The organism is Natronobacterium gregoryi SP2 (assembly GCF_000230715.2).
Lineage (GTDB): Archaea > Halobacteriota > Halobacteria > Halobacteriales > Natrialbaceae > Natronobacterium > Natronobacterium gregoryi.
In genome coordinates, this window is the sequence record NC_019792.1 from 1,107,743 (window position 1) to 1,124,580 (window position 16,838).

Consider the following 16,838-nt stretch of genomic DNA (forward strand, 5'->3'; position numbering starts at 1 on the left):
TTCGGCCCGTTCCAGAAAGAGAGAGCAGATACCCTCGACGGCTCCGGAGGCTCCAAGTACGTATCGTTCGATCAGCAAGTGAGAGCACGTATGACGTCCGAGCAATCTCCGGGCGAAGACACCGCTAGTACTACCGCAGACAGAGGCAGGGCTGGCGCTTGCAACGGCGACGAGTCCGGTCCGACCGATCCAGACGACCGCATCCTGGGGCTCGACGTCCTCCGAGGATTCGCCCTGCTCGGGATTTTAGTCATCAACGTCTGGTTGTTTGCCATGCCGATGGTCGCCTCGTACAATCCGACGCTCTACGGTGACTTCTCGGGCGGGAGCTACGTCGCCTGGTTCGTCAGTCACGTCTTCTTCGAGCAGAAGTTCGTCACGCTGTTTACGTTCCTCTTCGGGGCCGGGATGGTCCTCTTTCTGGAGTCGAAAGAACGGAAAGGCCAGCCCGCTCGTCGACTCCACTTCCGTCGAGTGTTCTGGCTACTCGTGATCGGACTCGGCCACGCCTACCTGCTGTGGTACGGCGACATCCTCGTCGCGTACGCACTCTGTGGGTTCGTCCTCGTCTTCGTCCGCAACTGGCGACCGAAGTGGCTTCTCGCACTCGGACTCGTCATGTTCGCACTGCCGGCACTGTTCTATCTGCTGAGCGGCGTCGGCTACGTGGTGGCCGACGCGGGCACACAGGCCGAAATCGAGCAGGCGATGCTCACCGGCACCGGGGCCGATCCGGATGCGGTCGACGAAGAAATCGCTACCTACCGGGGTGGCTGGCTCGAGCAGATGGACCACCGGATCGCGACCGCCGCCATGATGCATACGGTTGGGTTCGTCTTCGAGTCGTTCTGGACACTCGGCGGGTTGATGATCGTCGGGATGGCCCTCTACAAGTGGGGTGTCCTCTCGAACGAGCGGAGCACGCGGTTCTACCGACGACTGCTCGTCGGCGGCGCGACGGTGGGGCTGGCACTGATTCTTACTGGTGTCTGGTACCGCGAACTGGTCGACTGGAATACCGCACACGTGCTCCTGTTCGCCCATCAGTTCAACTACTGGGGATCGCTGTTGGTCGCACTCGCGTACGTCTCCGGGGCCATGTTACTGTGTCGAGCCGCCGCCGGCGGGCTCGTGACGACTGCCCTATCTGCGGTCGGTCGAACCGCTTTCTCGAACTATCTGTTGCAGACGGTGCTTGCCACGTCGATCTTCTACGGCCACGGAATCGGTCTGTTCGGTCAGTTGAGCAGGGCCGAACTCCTCGGCGTGGTCGTCCTGATCTGGACGATCCAGGTACCGCTGTCGGTCGCCTGGCTAAACCGGTACCGGTTCGGTCCAGTCGAGTGGGTCTGGCGGACGCTCACGTACGGGGACCGTCAGCCGATGCGTCTCGAGAAGGACTAGCGGTCGTCTGCCACTGGCGCTCCCTCGAGAATCTCGACGCCACTCGAGGCACCGATTCGTTCTGCTCCGGCTTCGACCATCGCCATCGCATCGTCGTAGCTGCCGATGCCGCCACTGGCTTTGACAGGGAGGTACTCGCTCATGAGTTCGACGTCTGCGACAGTCGCACCGCCATCGGCAAACCCAGTAGATGTCTTGACCATCGCCGCGTCGGCAGCAACCGCGGCCTCGCAGGCCCGTCGTGTCTCTGCCTCGGAGAGCAAGGCCGTCTCGACGATCACTTTGACCGGGATCGGGACGGCGGCGACGAGTTCTGCGATCTCGGCCCTGACGGCGTCGTCCTCGCCTGCTTTCAGCCGGCCGACGTTGATAACGACGTCGAGTTCGTCGGCTCCGGCCTGCCAGGCGTCGACGCCTTCGCGTCGCTTGCTCTCGGCGAGGTGGTGGCCGTGAGGGAAGCCGACGACGGTCGCGAGCGTCACCTCGGGTGCGTAGTCGGCCGCCGCTTCGACGGCGTAGGGCGGAATGCAAGCGTTCATCCCGTGCTCGTCGGCCTCCTCGAGCAGCGCCCGAACGTCGTCAGGCGTCGTTTCGGGGCCGAGTGCCGTGTGGTCGATCAGCGCGGCGAGTTCGCTACGGTCCATAGCGGACCGACTCGCCGGACGGGGAAAAAGCCGCCCGATTCCTTTTGCCTCGCGGGTCCCAAGAGGGGCGATATGAGTACAGACGACTCCGGGACTGCCGTCGACCCGGCCGTCCTCGAGACTGCAGACGACATCGCGTCGATGGAGATACGCGGTGCTGCGACGATCGCCGACGCGGCCGCGGCGGCGCTTGCAACCCAGGCTCGACACTCGAGCGCCGAGACGCCGGCGGCGTTCCGTGATCAGTTGCGAGCGGCTGCAAAGACGCTCTACGAGACGCGGCCGACTGCGGTCAGCCTCCCTAACGCCCTCCGGTTCGTGCTCCGAGGGATGGACGGAGAGATCGTCCCGGAACTGCGGGAGTCGACGGTCGCTCGCGCGGAGACGTTTCGGTCCGACCTGGAGCAAGCGCAGACGAATCTCGGCGAGATCGGAGCCAATCGCCTTCGGGACGGCGACGTGGTGCTGACTCACTGTCACTCGACGGACGCGCTGGCGTGTATCGAGGCCGCACTCGAGGACGGGAAGTCGCTCGAGGCGATCGTCAAGGAGACTCGTCCCCGCAAGCAGGGTCACATCACGGCTCGCCAGCTCCGAGAGTGGGGCGTGCCGGTGACGCTGATCGTCGACAACGCGGCGCGTCGCTATCTCGACGAAGCCGACCACGTCCTCGTTGGTGCGGATAGTATCGCGGCGGACGGCAGCGTCATCAACAAGATCGGGACCAGCGGCCTGGCGGTCAACGCCCGCGAACGCGGCGTTCCGGTGATGGTTGCGGCACAGACGATCAAGCTCCATCCGGACACGATGACCGGTCACACGATCGAGATCGAGAACCGGGACGAAGACGAGGTACTGCCGCCGGAAGAGCGGACGGATGTCGCCGTCGACTCCGCAGACGACGGACTGACCGTCGAGAACCCGGCGTTCGACGTGACGCCGCCACGCCACGTCGACGCGATCGTCACCGAACACGGCCAGTTCCCGCCGGAGAGTATCGTGACGCTCATGCGGGAACTGTTCGGGGAGACGACGGGCGAACCCTGGGAAGTGTAGCGGGTTCTCGCGATCGGACTCTCCGGGACCGAGGAACGATCGGAAACGGTTTGGTACTGGTCTGAGCCAATGAACGTATGGTGTTACCAGAGGGGTTTGTCCTCCCACCGTGGTATCTCCTCGTGCCGATCTTGGCGGTGCTGGGCGGTGTGTTGGCGTTGCTGTGGGAACTCGAGCCGCCGGTGACCGATCGAACCGTCGTCGCGTTCGTTCCGTGGATGCTGTTCGGGGCGACGTTACACGTTCTCTATCGGACTGGGGCGTATCCGGAGACAGTCGAAGTGCTGTTTACCTCGCCGGGCGTCTATCTGATCACAGCGATCGTTGCCGGGGCCGCCTGGATACTCGGGATCTTCCTCCAGGAAGGTGGGCTCCAGCCGACGAGCGAGCGCGTCGTCGGGATTACGGGGACCGGCTTCTTTGCCGTCTTCGCGATGCTCGCGATCGGACGGAGCTGGGGGGCCGGAACGTTCGAGCCGTTCTGGCCAGTTATCGCCGTCGTCGCCTCCGGCATCGTCACCGCGCTTGCCTGGCTCGCACTCGGGCTCTGGTTTACAGATGTCGCCGCGACGACCGGAGCGACAGGCGCACTCGTCGTCTTCGGTCACACGCTCGATGGTATCTCGACCGCGATCGGCTACGACGTGCTCGGTGCTGGCGAGGAAGTGCCGCTCTCACGCATGATTCTCGAGACCGGATCGGCGCTGCCGACCGCCGAGTACATCGGAGGGGGCTGGCTGTTCGTGCTCGTGAAGGTCGGCCTCGCGCTTGCGATCCTCGGGCTGTTCAGAGAGTACGTCGAGGAAGCACCACGGCAGGCCAGGACGATCCTCGCACTCGTCGCCGCCATCGGCCTCGGGCCGGGCGTTCACAACACTCTGCTGTTCGTCGTCGCCTAGACTTTTCCCCCACGGACACCAATCTTTCACAGCTCATGATTACGGTGCTTACCGCCGGGCACGTCAACTGGGACGTCACCCTCCGCGTCGATCGCCTCCCCGAACCCGACGGCGAGTCAGCGATCCGCTCCCAGTCTCAATCCGGAGGCGGCAGTGCCGCCAACGTCGCCGCCGCCCTCGCCGGCCTCGAGGTCGACGCCGGCCTCGTCGGCAGCGTCGGCGACGACGACAACGGCGTTCTCGCCAGACGCGATCTCGAGGCGGCGGGCGTCTCCCTCGAGGGGCTCCGGGTCGTCGACGACGCCGAGACAGCCGTCAAGTACCTGCTCGTCGACGACGAGGGCGAGGTCGCAGTACTCGGCAACGACGGCGTCAACGAGGCCGTCGCGCCGGACGACGTCGACTCCGACCGTATCCGCTCGGCAGACCACGTCCACCTCACGAGCCAGCGACCCGATACCGCCACCAGGATCGCCGAGATCGCAAGCGACGCAGGCGTCACGATCAGTTTCGATCCCGGACGCCGACTCGAGGACCGGGAGTACGGTAACGCGCTCGCGCTCGCGGACATTCTCTTCGCCAACGACAGGGAGATCGCCTCGTTGCTCGAAGGCGAGTACGAACACGTCGGGTCGGAGTACGGTGATCGGATCGTCGTCGTCAAACACGGCGGCGACGGGGCGAAACTCCACACTCCCGAACTGACCTACGACCACCCAGGGTTCGACGTCGAACCAGTCGATACGGCCGGTGCAGGCGACGCGTTCGCGGCTGGCTTTCTCGCGGTGGCGCTTACCGACGGCGACTTAGAGCGAGCGCTCGAGTACGCGAACGCCTGTGGAGCCCTTACTGCGAGCAAGGAAGGGGCACGGAGTGCGCCGACTGCGACGACGGTCGAGAAGTTTCTGCGTTCACAGTATTGAAGCGAGTGAGTGATTTCATGGTGGAAAACGACATGCAGTCTTCAGCAAATGTCGTCTGACGGTACCTATATACCAGCAGACGTTGGCTCCTCGAGTAGACAGTCACGGTGACGTGACTGAGAGACATGACGGACGGAGGGATATACGAGTCGGACGGGCGCACCTGCAGGCGGCGCGTCCGGTACGACCGAACGGAGGGTGAATCGGCAAGTATCGCAGTCGCAACGGCGCTTGCACGCTACCACGACGAAGACGCGACCGATCCCAGCACGCGACTGTACGATTACGTCGATCCGGAAGCACTCGACGCACTGGTTGCAGGGACAGAGGACGGCGCGCGGTCGGCGTCGGTCGTGGAGTTCGAAGTCGAGCGAACCGCGGTTCGGGTCTACCCCGGTCACGTCGAGGTGTCGGCGACGGGCTGAGACGGCCTGCTGTACCGGTGTACCGACGCACCGCGGTCCGCCTGCGGGTCGTGTCGACGACGGTTCATGGCGGTCCGTACGAAGTCTCGAACCTTTTTTCTCGTCACCGACAGAAGCCGTCGGTATGGCAACCCAACCGCATCTGCTGGTCGAAGCGGGAGATCTGACCGATATCGCACTCATTCCCGGCGATCCGGGACGGGTCGATCGCATCGCAAACCACTGTGACGAGTCCGAGACCGTCGCACAGAACCGCGAGTACAAAGTCGTCAACGCCACCTACGACGGCCGCGAGCTGACGATCTGCTCGACGGGGATCGGCTGTCCGTCGGCGGCGATCGCGATCGAGGAGCTCGCGAACGTCGGCGTCGAGACGGTCGTCCGCGTCGGGACGACCGGCGCTCTCCAGTCCGACATCGAGATCGGCGACATGATCGTCGCGACCGGTGCGGCGAAAAACGAGGGCACCTCGAAGCGCTACGAGGACGTCTCCTACCCCGCCGTCCCTGACTACGACGTACTCTCGGCGCTGGTCGACTCCGCGGAAGCCAACGACGAAGCGATTCACGTCGGCCCGATCGCCTCTGACGACGCCTACTACGCCGAAACCGACGAGTACGTCGCCGACTGGGAGGACGCCGGTATGCTGTCGGTCGAGATGGAAGCCGCCGCCGTCTTCTCGCTGGCCCGGCGGAGGGGGCTGCGCGCCGGTGCGATCTGTACCGTCGACGGCAACCTCGTCGAAGGAACCCAGAAAGGCACCGACACCGAGGACGACGAACTCCCCGAGAAAGCGAAGAACAACGTCGGCCGCGCGATCGACATCGCACTCGAGGCCGCGACGGACCTGTAATCGCCCGCTCCCCTCACTCTCGCCACACCCACGGCTCGAGCGCAAGCGAGTAGACCATCACGCCGCCGAAGACGACGACGTCGTCCGCCGACAGCGGCCAGCCGGCGACCCGGAACGCGAGCGTCACGACGACGATCAAGCAGACGACGAGGACGCCGTCGACCAGGAACGCAAGCCGTCCGCGACCGCCCGCGAGTAGCCTCACTCTCTCGTCCGTAGACACGGAGTCGGCGACTCGACCGGTAAAGCTGGTCGTCAGACGAGGAATCGTCCAACGACGCGTCAGAAGTCGAGCCGGACTCCTCGAGCACGCCCAAAACTTCTGTCACTCATTACGGTCCCGCGAGCCATGCGAACGGATGCTTGCATCCGTGAGCAGAGAGTGATTCGCCGAAGGCGAACCCGACGCGGAAAAAGTTCGTACCCTGTATTCACCACTCCCTTTCTGACAGCTATTAGTAAACTTCGACCTCCCGTTCTACATCCTTCACTGATACTGGCCGATGGAGGGAGTGGCGGATAAGGTGTGTGAACCGTTCGATAACAGCCGAGGACGAAAACTACGACTGGAGTCCCTCGGCCAGTCCCGCGGCACCCTCAGTCAACGATTCGGTCGTGTCCGAGGCGGCCTGCAGGGTCTCGTTTACCTCGTCGTACAGCAACTCGAACGCGACTTCGCCGTCCGATCGCCAGCCGTCGACGTTCCGGTACTCGAGTCCGCAGGTCGGACACCGACCGTCGGCCTCGTCGGCGGCGCGGGGTTCGAGACAGCCGTGACAGCGGTCCAGTCCGGCCACGATCGACTCGCCGAGTGTGACGAGTCGGTGGAGTTCCGACTGGAGTTGGGTCGCTGACTCCACGACGGTCTCGAGTGGCTCCACGATGTTGTCTCCGAGGTGGTCGGTTTCGGCGACCGTGAGTCGTTCGAGTCGCGACGGGACGGAGTCGATCGCGAGCAAGACCTCGCGACGGGCCTGGACGTAGCCAGCCTCATCGAGGTCGCCGTCCTCGAGGTCGCCGGGGAGCGAGGTCGACAGTGACGCGAAGGAGGCGACGGCCGAGACCGTCACTCCCTGTCGCTGGGTGGTCTCGCGGACGAGTTCGAAGAGATCGTCGGCGTCGAGTCGAACCGCGTCCGCGGCGGTCGGGGATCGGCGCAGGGATGCGAAACACGGCGAGCAGACGGTGACGAGAGCGCTCTCGTGGACGGACCCCTCGAGCGGAACGTCACCGACGGGGTAGAGGCGAAGCACCGTTTCGTCGTCGCCGCTGGCTCCACAGCGCCGGCAGGTGTGGTCGTCTCGGTCGAGCACGGCGTCTCGGTCGCCGTGCCACTCGCGGGAAGTCACGGGCGAGCGAAGACAGCGAAATTATAAAAACGCACCGAGTCTCGCGCGTTCGATGACGCGCTGGTGACAGTATCAGACAGGCTAGTGATGGCGGTCAACTATCGTCCGCGAATCGTCTCTCGAAAGCATCTGCGAGGACCGCGCGTCCTCCGTACTCGAGGAGAGTCACTGCACAGACGACCGCGAGCGGGCCCATCCAGAGAAAAACGTAGAGCCCATCGATCGCCGGCGAGATGCTGGCTGCGGCCCCGCCGGTCTCTCGGTGAGTGGCGAGCGATTCCCAGGCCGACAGATACGTCCACACGAAGAGTGCCCCGAGCGCGATAGTTGGCATCACGAGCCGACGCCGGGAGAACGCGACGGCGGGGACGGCCCCGACGAGCACGAGCCCGAGCAGGGCATACAACGTGACAACCATCGTGACGGGCTCGAGAGAGACGAACTGCTCGAGTATCGGTTCCTGTCGGACGAACGCGCTCGCCCAGAAGGCAGCGAGTGCGTGGACGCTGCCACCGGCGACACCGACGGCGACTGTCCAGGGTGTGAGCCAGTTGCGGATCGTCCCGTGGTTCCGGAGCGTGTACTCGGTGACGACGAGCCCCGCCGCGAGGAGAAGCGCCGCAAGCATCGGGGTGGTCGCATCCGCTGCCGTCGGTGAGCCAAGTTGTGGCTCGGGTGGCAGGAACCACAGTGGACCGAGGACGAGCACCGCGAGGGTTGACCCGGCCGCCGAGGCGAGGTAACCGGCGGCGTACGAGCCGGCGATCAACGCGCCCGTGATCGCGAAACCGACGGCGACTGCGCCGGGCGGGTAGAGTCCGTCGGTGCCGTAGCCGAACACGGACACGTAGCCCAGGGCTGTGACGGGGGCTGTGAGCGCGCCCGTAAGAGCAGCCCGTTCGGTTCGATCGGCGGGAAGCGTGCGACCGAGTATACGCCCCATTCCGACGATCATTCCTCTCGCATAAAGATAAACTTTTGTCACGTTCGGCCGTCCCGAACGACCAGTTCGAGACCGACGACTACGGCCGCAACTCGTCTAACTCGAGGTCGAGGTCGAAGTCGGGTGCCCGGTCGGAGGCTTCGTACTCGAGCGACGGCGTCGCGTCGTCGGGCACTGCATTGTACCGCCGGAGGAACTCGACGATGCCGCGTTTGCCGCCGAAGTCTCCGCGGTACCGGCGGAAAAAGCGCGGAATCGACGCGACGTCGGCGTCGGAGTCGTACTCGACGCTCTCTTCGAGAAACCATTCGATTGCGATGTCGAGTTCTGCATCGACGTCTGCCGGCGAGTAGATCGCGATCGGCGGACTGTTCTCGGAGCCTCGACAGAGTGCGAAGTGAATCCGTGGATCACAGCCCTCGAGTCGAAACTCTCGTTCGAACGAGGAGGGAAACGGCCGCGGCAGGTAGCCAAGGCCCCATGGATGCTTCGAACTCCGCAAGAGTCCGTGTTCGATGTCGTTGAGACTCAGCCAGCAGCCGGCGACCGGAATCCGGTCCTTGCCGACGAACTTCCAGCGATCGAGAAGCCCACCCTCGAGTATCCCCGGCTCCTCTTCGAGGCGAAGTTGTGCGTAGGCGTTGTAACAGTTGAGCCAGAACGCCAGCTTCCGCTCCCGACTGGACAGTGCCCGGGCCAGGCGAGACCGCTCGAGCGTTGCGAGTCGCTCACGCAACCGAGCGGTGTCGCCCCCCGCTACCTCGGCTCCGGTCTTGACTGCATAGAGCAGATCACCGGACAGGGAGAGCGGGTCGATCTGGGTGGACATCCAGTTACAGATTGGCGAACCAGGATCTTGAAGCCGTGTGGCGACTCGTCACGACAGTCGCTCTCACTGACAGTCCTGGGCCGGTTTTATCGGGACAACCGTAGTGGACAGTCCCGTGAATCTCAGCAGGGGTTATCTCGTCGCGCTTTTCGTCGTCTTCGCGTACCTCTCGTGGCAACTCATCGATCCGTTCCTCCAGTACGTTCTCGCTGCAGTGCTGGTTGCGTTTTTGCTCTCTCCGATCCAGCGACGGCTCGAGCAGTCTCTCTCGAAGACGATCGTCGCGCTCGCGCTGGTCGCGCTCGCGCTCGTCGGCTTCATCGTCCCGTTCGCGCTCGTCGCCTTCGTCGTCGCGGACGACGCCGCGAACATCCTCCAAGAGGTCGAACCGGAAGCGCTCCGGCTGACCGAGATCGAGGACGCCATCGACGAGGAACTCGGAGTCACCGTCGACATCACGGAAGCGATCGTCGACTCCGCCGAACAGATCGGGACGATCATGCTCGAGCAGACGACGGCGTGGTTAGAAGTCCTCACCCACACCCTGATCGGCATCGGGCTAGCACTGTTCCTGCTGTTCTATCTGCTCAAAGACGGCGACGTGTTGCTGGACTGGGTACGACAGACGACGCCGCTGCCTGACGACGTCCAGGACGACCTCTACGACGAACTCGAGGAAGTTACCTGGGCAGTCCTCGCCGGTCACGTCCTGATCGCGGTCGTCGAGGGGGTGATCGCGGGACTGGGGCTGTTCGCGACGGGGATTCCCAACGCCGCGTTTTGGACGTTCGTCATGGTCATCTTCTCGTTGATACCGCTGATCGGCGCGTTCATCGTCTGGGGACCGGCTGTCGCCTATCTCTTCGCGACCGGTGAACCCGTCCTCGCGCTCGGTCTGGCCGTGTACAGCGCCATCGTCGTCGGGGTCGCGGACGACTATCTGCGGCCGATCGTCGTCGACCGGTACGCAGAGATCAGTCCAGCCGTCATCATCCTCGGTGTTCTCGGCGGCATCTACGCGTTCGGGATTATGGGCCTGTTCTTCGGCCCCGTCGTCGTTGGTGCGCTGATCGCGACGCTTTCGGTCATCGACGACCACTACGAACGACTCGAGGGCGGGACCGGAACCGAGTACTGACGGCCCATGAGTGTGGTACACAACCACATGATTTATGATGGCGGGGGTGAAAGTAACGACCGCCGTCGGACGATAGCAAGTTCGATGATCGGGAAAGGTATCGTGTGATTCGATCCACTGTAACGACGTTCCGGCGCAGTTGCGCCGTCACCGACGTACAGCAGGGCGTCCGAACGAGCACACCACGGCGATACGGGTCACGCATCCCCACCGATCGCGAGAGCGAAACGAGCCACCAACGTTCGTGACCCGTCGACACCCACGGCAGCGACACCCCATCCCCCCGGTTTTTTACCTGGATCGAGGCGCTAATGCCCCTTCCTCAGCGAGCGCCGAAGGCGCGAGCAGGGAGGGGATACAGCGTCCCCAGAAATCTTTGATTTCTGGTGTGCGAACGAGACGCTTCGCGTCTCGTCAACGCCGCACGAGTTTATTGCTCCAGTTCACTGTCCGGCCGAACGACGACCTTGCCAAAACCCTCGCGGTTCTCGATGATCTCGTGGGCGCGTGCAGTCTCGCTCATCGGGAGTTCCTCCCTGATCGCAGGTTCGAACGTGCCGTCCCAGACCAGTTCCATCACGTCGTCGACCTGGCCGGGTGTGGCCATCGTCGACCCGATGATCTGCAACTGATTCCAGAAGATTCGCGGGATATCAGTCTCTGGATTGCCGCCGGCGGTGCCACCGCAGGTGACCAGCCGACCACCCGTCGTCAGGCTCTTGATCGAATCCCGCCACGTCGGCGCACCGACGTGTTCGACGACGACGTCGACCCCGCGACCGTCCGTCTCCGCTCGCACCCACTCCGCGAAGTTCTCCTCCTCGTAGTTGCAGACGTCGTCCGCGCCGTGTTCTGTGGCGTACTCGAGTTTCTCCTCCGTACTGCCGGTGGCGTACACCTCCGCACCCGCGTAGTCGGCAATCTGGACGGCAGCGTGGCCGACGCCACCGCTTGCACCCAACACGAGGACTGTCTCGCCTGCCTCGAGGTCGGCGCGGTCGATCAGCATCCGCCAGGCAGTCTGGAAGACCAGGCAACTCGAGCTGGCGACTGTCCAGTCGACGTCTTCGGGGACAGCGATCAGGTTGTCCTCGGGGATCGCGGCGTACTCGGCGTGGATGCCGGGAACGTGCTCGCCGATGACGTGGTAGTTCGGGTCGAGCGTCGGATCGTCCATCCGGAGGTCGCCGACGCCGGCCGACAGGGCGACGCGGTCGCCGTCCTCGAATCGCATGACGTCTTCGCCGACCCTCTCGACGATCCCCGCGCCGTCGCTGCCCGGAACGTGTGGCATCTCGAGGTCGAGCGTTGGCAGTCCGCGGCGCGTCCAGATGTCGAGGTGGTTGAGCGCGGCGGCTTTCACGTCGACCAGTACCTCGTCGCGATCGATCTCCGGGTCGGGGTACTCGCCGTACTCGATGACGTCTGGTCCTCCGTGAGCGGTGATTTTGACGGCCTGCATGTCCCTTCCAACGGTAACCGAACACAAAGTACTGGAGGATACAACCGGGCTCCGGGCGCACTCAGAGACGCGTTGCCGTCTGTGACGACTTTCTCCCGTGGTATCCATTGATAGTAATCCACCATACGACGGTATCGAAGGAAAAAGTTATTCAATATGGGCCTGTGACGTGTGAGCTACTACAGGTGTCGCAAGATGGTCGAAATGGAAACAACAGAACTGGAGACCGATCTCAGTCTGTTCAAATACGACAACCTCGAGCAGTTGCCGACCCACTACCGGGACCTCGAGGAAGCTGAACGGACCGAACGTATCGAGGCTGCACTCGCGGAACTCGACGACGACGTCGTCGTCCTCGGACATAACTACCAGCGACGGGAAATCGTCGAACACGCCGATTTCATCGGCGACTCCTACCAACTCTCGAAGGAGGCGGCCGAGGCCGACGCCGAGTACGTCGTCTTCGGCGGTGTGACGTTCATGGCCGAGAGCGCGGACATTATCACCGACGACGACCAGACGGTGATCCTCCCGTCGATGGAGGCATCCTGTCCGATGGCTGGGATGGCCGAAGCGTTACAGGTCGACAGCGCGTGGGCCGAGATTACTGCGGCCGCACCCGACGCCGACATCGTCCCGATCACGTACATGAACTCCTACGCCGACCTGAAAGCCTTCTGTGCGAGCCACGGGGGACTCGTCTGTACGTCCTCGAACGCTCACCGCGCGTTCGAGTACGCCTTCGAACGTGGCGACAAGGTGCTTTTCCTGCCGGACAAACACCTCGGGGAGAACACGGCATACCGGTTGGGCATGGAAGACGAGATCGCCAAGTGGGACCCCTGGGACCCCGACGGCAAAGACGTCGAGGAGGTCGCTGAGAGCGACATCATCCTCTGGGACGGCTACTGTCAGGTGCACGAACGGTTCCGCGAAACACACATCGAGGAGATCCGGACAGACCACCCCGACGCGCAGGTCGTCGTCCACCCCGAATGTCGCCGCGAGGTCGTCGAGGCCGCAGACGTCGTCGGCTCGACGAGCACCATCTGTGAGACCGTCGCAAACGCTGACCCCGGCGAGACGTGGGCGATCGGCACCGAGATCCACCTCACGAACCACCTCCAGCGCTGGCATCCCGAGGTCGATGTCCTGGCGCTGTGTGGCGACGCCTGCATGGACTGTAACGCTATGCGACAGATCGATCCGAACTACCTCACGTGGGTACTCGAAGAGCTCGTCGAGGGCCGAGAACGCAACGTGATCGAAGTCGCGCCCGAAGAGAAAGAACTCGCGGAAGTCGCACTCGACCGCATGCTCGAGATCTAACTGTAACGATGACTACGACTACCGAACACGACACGACGGACGTTCTCGTCGTCGGCAGCGGTATCGCCGGCTGTGCGGCCGCACTGGCCGCCGCGAGCGAGGGCAGCGAGGTACTACTCGTTACCAAAGCAACACGGCCGGACGGCGCGAGCACCGACTGGGCACAGGGCGGCATCTCGACGACCCGCGACGATCCGGAGAGCCTCGAGGAAGACATCCTCGAGGCCAGCGACGGCACCGCCGACCCCGAAGCCGTCGAGACACTCGTCGAACACGCCGACGACGCGGTCGAGGACGTCCTCGTCGAGACTCTCGAGATTCCCTTCGACGAAACCGACGGCGGCGAGTTCGACTACACTCGCGAGGCCGCCCACTCGAAGCGTCGCATTCTCCACGTCGACGCCGCGACGGGAACACACATCCTGCGGCCGTTCCTGCACTACGTCGACGACCACGAACGGATCGAGGTCCGCCAAGACACTGCCGCGCTCGAGTTGCTCACCGACGAGGGTCGAGTCCGTGGCATCCTCACGGACGAAGAAACGACGGGCAAACCGATCTACGCCGGCGCGACCGTCCTCGCAACCGGCGGCATCGGGGCGCTCTACGAACGGTCGACCAACCCCGACGACGCGACCGGCGACGGGATCGCGATGGCCGCGCTGGCTGGTGCAGATGTCACAGACCTCGAGTACGTACAGTTCCATCCGACGGCCTACGCTGGGGACGACCCGTTCTTGCTCTCGGAAGCCCTGCGCGGCGAGGGCGCAGTCCTCCGGAACGCGAACGGCGACCGGTTCATGGACGACTACCATCCCGACGCCGACCTCGCGCCACGGGACATCGTCGCCCGCGCGGTCGACGCCGAACGCGAGGAAACGGGAGAGGTCGTCCTGGACGTGAGTCCCCTCGAGGGCGAGTTCGAGGACGAGTTCCCCGGCATCGCCGAGAAGTGTCGCGACCGCGGGATCGACGGGGACGCGATTCCGGTCGCGCCCTGCGAACACTTCCTCTGTGGCGGCGTCGACGTCGACGACCGCGGCCGCGCGAGCCTCGAAGGGCTGTACGCCGTCGGCGAGTGTGCTCGGACGGGCGTCCACGGCGCGAACCGGCTGGCGAGTACCAGCCTGCTCGAGGGGCTGGTCTGGGGCCTTCGAGCGGGCGAGGACGCCGCCAGTGACCACGAGCCGACCGTCGTCGAGGCCCCCGACCTCCGTAACAGCGATCCAGATCTTCCCGACCGGTTCGCCGCCGAGAAGTTCACCCGACTTCGGCAAACGATGGACGAGTACCTCGGCCTCGAGCGTACCCCCGACGAGATCGCCCGCGCAAGCGCCGTCCTCCGACGGCTCAAAGGCGAGGTCGACGCCTACGTTCGGACGCGAACTGCCCGGGACCTCTACGAACTGCGCAATGCGACCGTCGCGGCCCTGCTGATCGCTCGAGCGGCAAGCGAGAACGAGGAGTCGGTCGGCTGTCACTACGTCGAGGAGACGCAACCGACGGGAGAAACCGCGGACGACTGACGATGATCACCGATACACAGGTCGAACGCTGGCTCCGCGAAGACCTCGGCCACCACGACGTGACCAACGACGTTCCCGGCGAGACGACCGGCCGACTCGTCGCGAAAGAGGCGGGCGTCGTCGCCGGCCTCGAGGCCGCGACAGCCGTCTTCGACTATCTCGATGTCGACGTTACCGAACGACTCGCGGACGGTACTGAAATCGACGCCGGTGACGAGGTCCTTCGCGTCGAGGGAGCCACACGCGAGGTGCTGCGGGGTGAGCGGGTCGCCGTGAACCTGGCGGGTCACGCCTCGGGAATTGCGACGCGAACGCACGAGGCCGTACAGCGCGCACGAACCGAATCCGACGACGTGTACATTGCCGCGACCCGCAAGACTACGCCCGGACTGCGCGGGCTCGAGAAGCGAGCCGTCGTCGCCGGCGGTGGCGACACCCACCGACTCGATCTCTCCCATATGGTGATGGTCAAGGACAACCACGTCGCGGAGATGGGACTCGAGGGTGCGATCGAGCACTTCCAGGAGCGCACCTCCTTCGCGACGAAAATCGACGTGGAGGTCGAACACGTCGCCGACACACCGCGGGCTGCCGAGGCCGGCGCGGACGTCGTCTTGCTGGACAACATGACGCCTGCGGAGACGAGAAACGCCGTCGAAGCCCTCGCCGACTACGAGGACGTGCTGGCGGAGGCAAGCGGCGGGATTACACTCGAGACCGTCGCCGACTACGCCGCGACGGGCGTCGACGTGATCTCGATGGGGGCGCTGACTCACTCCGCGCCGTCGCTGGATCTCTCCTTCCGAACGGGAGACGAGGGATAGCGGCGACGAGCCGAGCGGTCTTTGCCGTTCGAGCCCCACGCAACCGTGACCGCGCCGATCCGAACCTGCGAGGATCATGTAACGAGCACCCCAAAATTCTACCTCGGGAAAAGGGAGTAGCGGTTTATCCGATCCAGGTGGCTGCCGGTGGGCATGGACGGAACACACGACACCGGACCGACAGCGTTCGAAGACGGACCGATAACCGTGCTCCTGCCGATGGAACGTCTCTGGAAGGAAGGGCCCGTGCGAGGGAGCAAACGCTGTCCGATCGGGAACGGAAACGGGAGCGGGAGAAGCGGGTGTCGGCTGGTGGTGACGACAGTCGTTACGCAGCGCGCGGTTCCTTGGCCTTGGGCCGAAGGTTCTTGTACCCGCACTTTCGGCAACTGTCGGCATCGGCCGGGTTGCGTGCGTTACAGCGCATGCAGATCATCTTCTCGAGAGATCGGTTCTCGGCGGCGTCGAAACTTGGCATAGGAGCCCGTTGGCTCGTAGTGCATTTAACCGCTGTGGTCCGAGCGCGCTCAGTCCGTCGGCTCGTCGTCCGCTAGGTAGTCGTCCTGGACGGCGACGACCTCGCTCGAGTCGGTGCACTCGCTGTACCGCTGCAGGGGTTCCTCGTTGAGCGTCAAGAACGTGTCACCCCAGCGGAACGGCTCGAGCAGCGCTTCGGCTCGCTCCCACTCGTCGAAGAGACAGAGCGCGCCGGCGAGTGCTTCGACGGTCGTTAGCTGGAATGGACGGCCGTAGTTAATCGGGTTCGCAGCTACCAGAAACGGGAGGGCGCGGTGGACGCCGTTCATTCGGAACGCGGCTTCTTCGGCTGACTCCCACGAACAGTCGAGGGCGACGAGCGTCTCGAGTCCCTCCTCACGGTCGGCCGGCGAGAGTGCCTGCTCGGCGTGCGGGTTGAGGACGACCCCGTAGGGCACCTGGGCCATCTTCCGGTAGAGGATCGCCTCGTCGAACTTCTCGAGGCGACGTGCGGTACACTTCTCGGGGTCGTCGTCGCCCTCGTAGTAGACGTGACACTCCACGTTCTCCCCGTCGGACTCTAATATAAAAACACTTTGCTCAGAGTAAGTACTACACAGCACCCCCCAAACACAGTGATTAATTATTATTGATGGAGTGGATGGGGCACCACCCTAGACAAGTAATATAATATTATGTGTTATGTTCGCAAATCCCAGGGGATTTATATACCATTAGTTGGAGTGACGTGTGTAGC

The 16,838-nt window shown here is 64.0% G+C and carries 18 protein-coding genes; 10 read left to right on the plus strand and 8 right to left on the minus strand.

The annotated features are described in order from the left end of the window. The first annotated feature begins 90 nt into the window (after positions 1–90). Positions 91–1,404 carry a DUF418 domain-containing protein gene (locus tag NATGR_RS05470; protein ID WP_005580671.1) on the plus strand — a complete coding sequence of 438 codons (1,314 nt, stop codon included), beginning with the start codon at positions 91–93 and terminating at the stop codon, positions 1,402–1,404. On the opposite strand, the gene deoC is transcribed toward NATGR_RS05470, so the two are convergent. Beyond that, positions 1,401–2,048: a deoxyribose-phosphate aldolase gene (gene deoC, locus NATGR_RS05475; RefSeq protein WP_005580670.1), complete on the minus strand. Its 648-nt coding sequence runs from the start codon at positions 2,046–2,048 to the stop codon at positions 1,401–1,403. The genes NATGR_RS05470 and deoC overlap by 4 nt on opposite strands. 72 nt (positions 2,049–2,120) lie before the next feature. Here deoC and NATGR_RS05480 point away from each other — a divergent pair, with 72 nt between their 5' ends. From NATGR_RS05480 to NATGR_RS05500, 5 genes are all read left to right on the plus strand, one after another. Then, a complete protein-coding gene (locus NATGR_RS05480; protein WP_005580669.1) occupies positions 2,121–3,104 on the plus strand; it encodes a ribose 1,5-bisphosphate isomerase in 984 nt (327 codons plus the stop codon). A gap of 77 nt (positions 3,105–3,181) precedes the next feature. Further along, a complete protein-coding gene (locus NATGR_RS05485) occupies positions 3,182–4,003 on the plus strand; it encodes a DUF63 family protein (RefSeq protein WP_005580668.1) in 822 nt (273 codons plus the stop codon). A gap of 35 nt (positions 4,004–4,038) precedes the next feature. After that, a complete protein-coding gene (locus tag NATGR_RS05490; RefSeq protein ID WP_005580667.1) occupies positions 4,039–4,926 on the plus strand; it encodes a carbohydrate kinase family protein in 888 nt (295 codons plus the stop codon). Positions 4,927–5,051: 125 nt separating this feature from the next. Next, entirely contained in the window at positions 5,052–5,351 is a 300-nt protein-coding gene (locus NATGR_RS05495; RefSeq protein WP_005580666.1) for a HalOD1 output domain-containing protein, read from the plus strand. A gap of 124 nt (positions 5,352–5,475) precedes the next feature. Then, the gene (locus NATGR_RS05500; protein WP_005580665.1) at positions 5,476–6,204 is read left to right on the plus strand and encodes a nucleoside phosphorylase; all 729 of its coding nucleotides are present in this window, start codon (positions 5,476–5,478) and stop codon (positions 6,202–6,204) included. A gap of 13 nt (positions 6,205–6,217) precedes the next feature. Here NATGR_RS05500 and NATGR_RS05505 read toward each other — a convergent pair whose 3' ends face one another. The 4 genes from NATGR_RS05505 to NATGR_RS05520 form a co-directional block, all read right to left on the minus strand. Further along, positions 6,218–6,409 (minus strand): hypothetical protein, encoded by a 192-nt coding sequence (locus NATGR_RS05505; protein ID WP_005580664.1) that lies wholly within the window; start codon positions 6,407–6,409, stop codon positions 6,218–6,220. Between the two features lie 355 nt (positions 6,410–6,764). Beyond that, complete coding sequence (locus NATGR_RS05510) at positions 6,765–7,553, minus strand: HNH endonuclease (protein WP_005580663.1); 789 nt, start codon at positions 7,551–7,553, stop codon at positions 6,765–6,767. Between the two features lie 94 nt (positions 7,554–7,647). Further along, the gene (locus NATGR_RS05515) at positions 7,648–8,496 is read right to left on the minus strand and encodes a hypothetical protein (protein ID WP_231990839.1); all 849 of its coding nucleotides are present in this window, start codon (positions 8,494–8,496) and stop codon (positions 7,648–7,650) included. A gap of 79 nt (positions 8,497–8,575) precedes the next feature. After that, positions 8,576–9,325 (minus strand): DUF547 domain-containing protein, encoded by a 750-nt coding sequence (locus tag NATGR_RS05520; protein WP_005580661.1) that lies wholly within the window; start codon positions 9,323–9,325, stop codon positions 8,576–8,578. Between the two features lie 115 nt (positions 9,326–9,440). On the opposite strand from NATGR_RS05520, the gene NATGR_RS05525 reads away from it, so the two are divergent. Then, on the plus strand, positions 9,441–10,463 hold the full coding sequence (locus tag NATGR_RS05525; protein WP_015233368.1) for an AI-2E family transporter: 1,023 nt from the start codon (positions 9,441–9,443) through the stop codon (positions 10,461–10,463). Positions 10,464–10,893: 430 nt separating this feature from the next. Here the strand turns inward: NATGR_RS05525 and NATGR_RS05530 are convergent, their stop codons facing one another. Then, positions 10,894–11,925 carry a zinc-binding dehydrogenase gene (locus NATGR_RS05530; RefSeq protein WP_005580658.1) on the minus strand — a complete coding sequence of 344 codons (1,032 nt, stop codon included), beginning with the start codon at positions 11,923–11,925 and terminating at the stop codon, positions 10,894–10,896. A 195-nt stretch (positions 11,926–12,120) separates the two neighbouring features. Between NATGR_RS05530 and nadA the strand changes: the two genes are divergently transcribed. From nadA to nadC, 3 genes are read left to right on the plus strand one after another with little or no spacing between them, the layout of a single operon-like run. Further along, entirely contained in the window at positions 12,121–13,254 is a 1,134-nt protein-coding gene (nadA, locus tag NATGR_RS05535) for a quinolinate synthase NadA (RefSeq protein ID WP_005580657.1), read from the plus strand. 8 nt (positions 13,255–13,262) lie between these two features. Continuing rightward, complete coding sequence (locus NATGR_RS05540; RefSeq protein WP_005580655.1) at positions 13,263–14,780, plus strand: L-aspartate oxidase; 1,518 nt, start codon at positions 13,263–13,265, stop codon at positions 14,778–14,780. Between the two features lie 2 nt (positions 14,781–14,782). Next, a complete protein-coding gene (nadC, locus tag NATGR_RS05545) occupies positions 14,783–15,604 on the plus strand; it encodes a carboxylating nicotinate-nucleotide diphosphorylase (RefSeq protein WP_005580654.1) in 822 nt (273 codons plus the stop codon). Positions 15,605–15,932: 328 nt separating this feature from the next. On the opposite strand, the gene NATGR_RS18770 is transcribed toward nadC, so the two are convergent. Continuing rightward, the gene (locus NATGR_RS18770) at positions 15,933–16,082 is read right to left on the minus strand and encodes a 50S ribosomal protein L40e (protein ID WP_005580653.1); all 150 of its coding nucleotides are present in this window, start codon (positions 16,080–16,082) and stop codon (positions 15,933–15,935) included. Positions 16,083–16,131: 49 nt separating this feature from the next. Further along, entirely contained in the window at positions 16,132–16,644 is a 513-nt protein-coding gene (locus NATGR_RS05550) for a DUF367 family protein (protein ID WP_005580652.1), read from the minus strand. Positions 16,645–16,838: the final 194 nt, after the last annotated feature.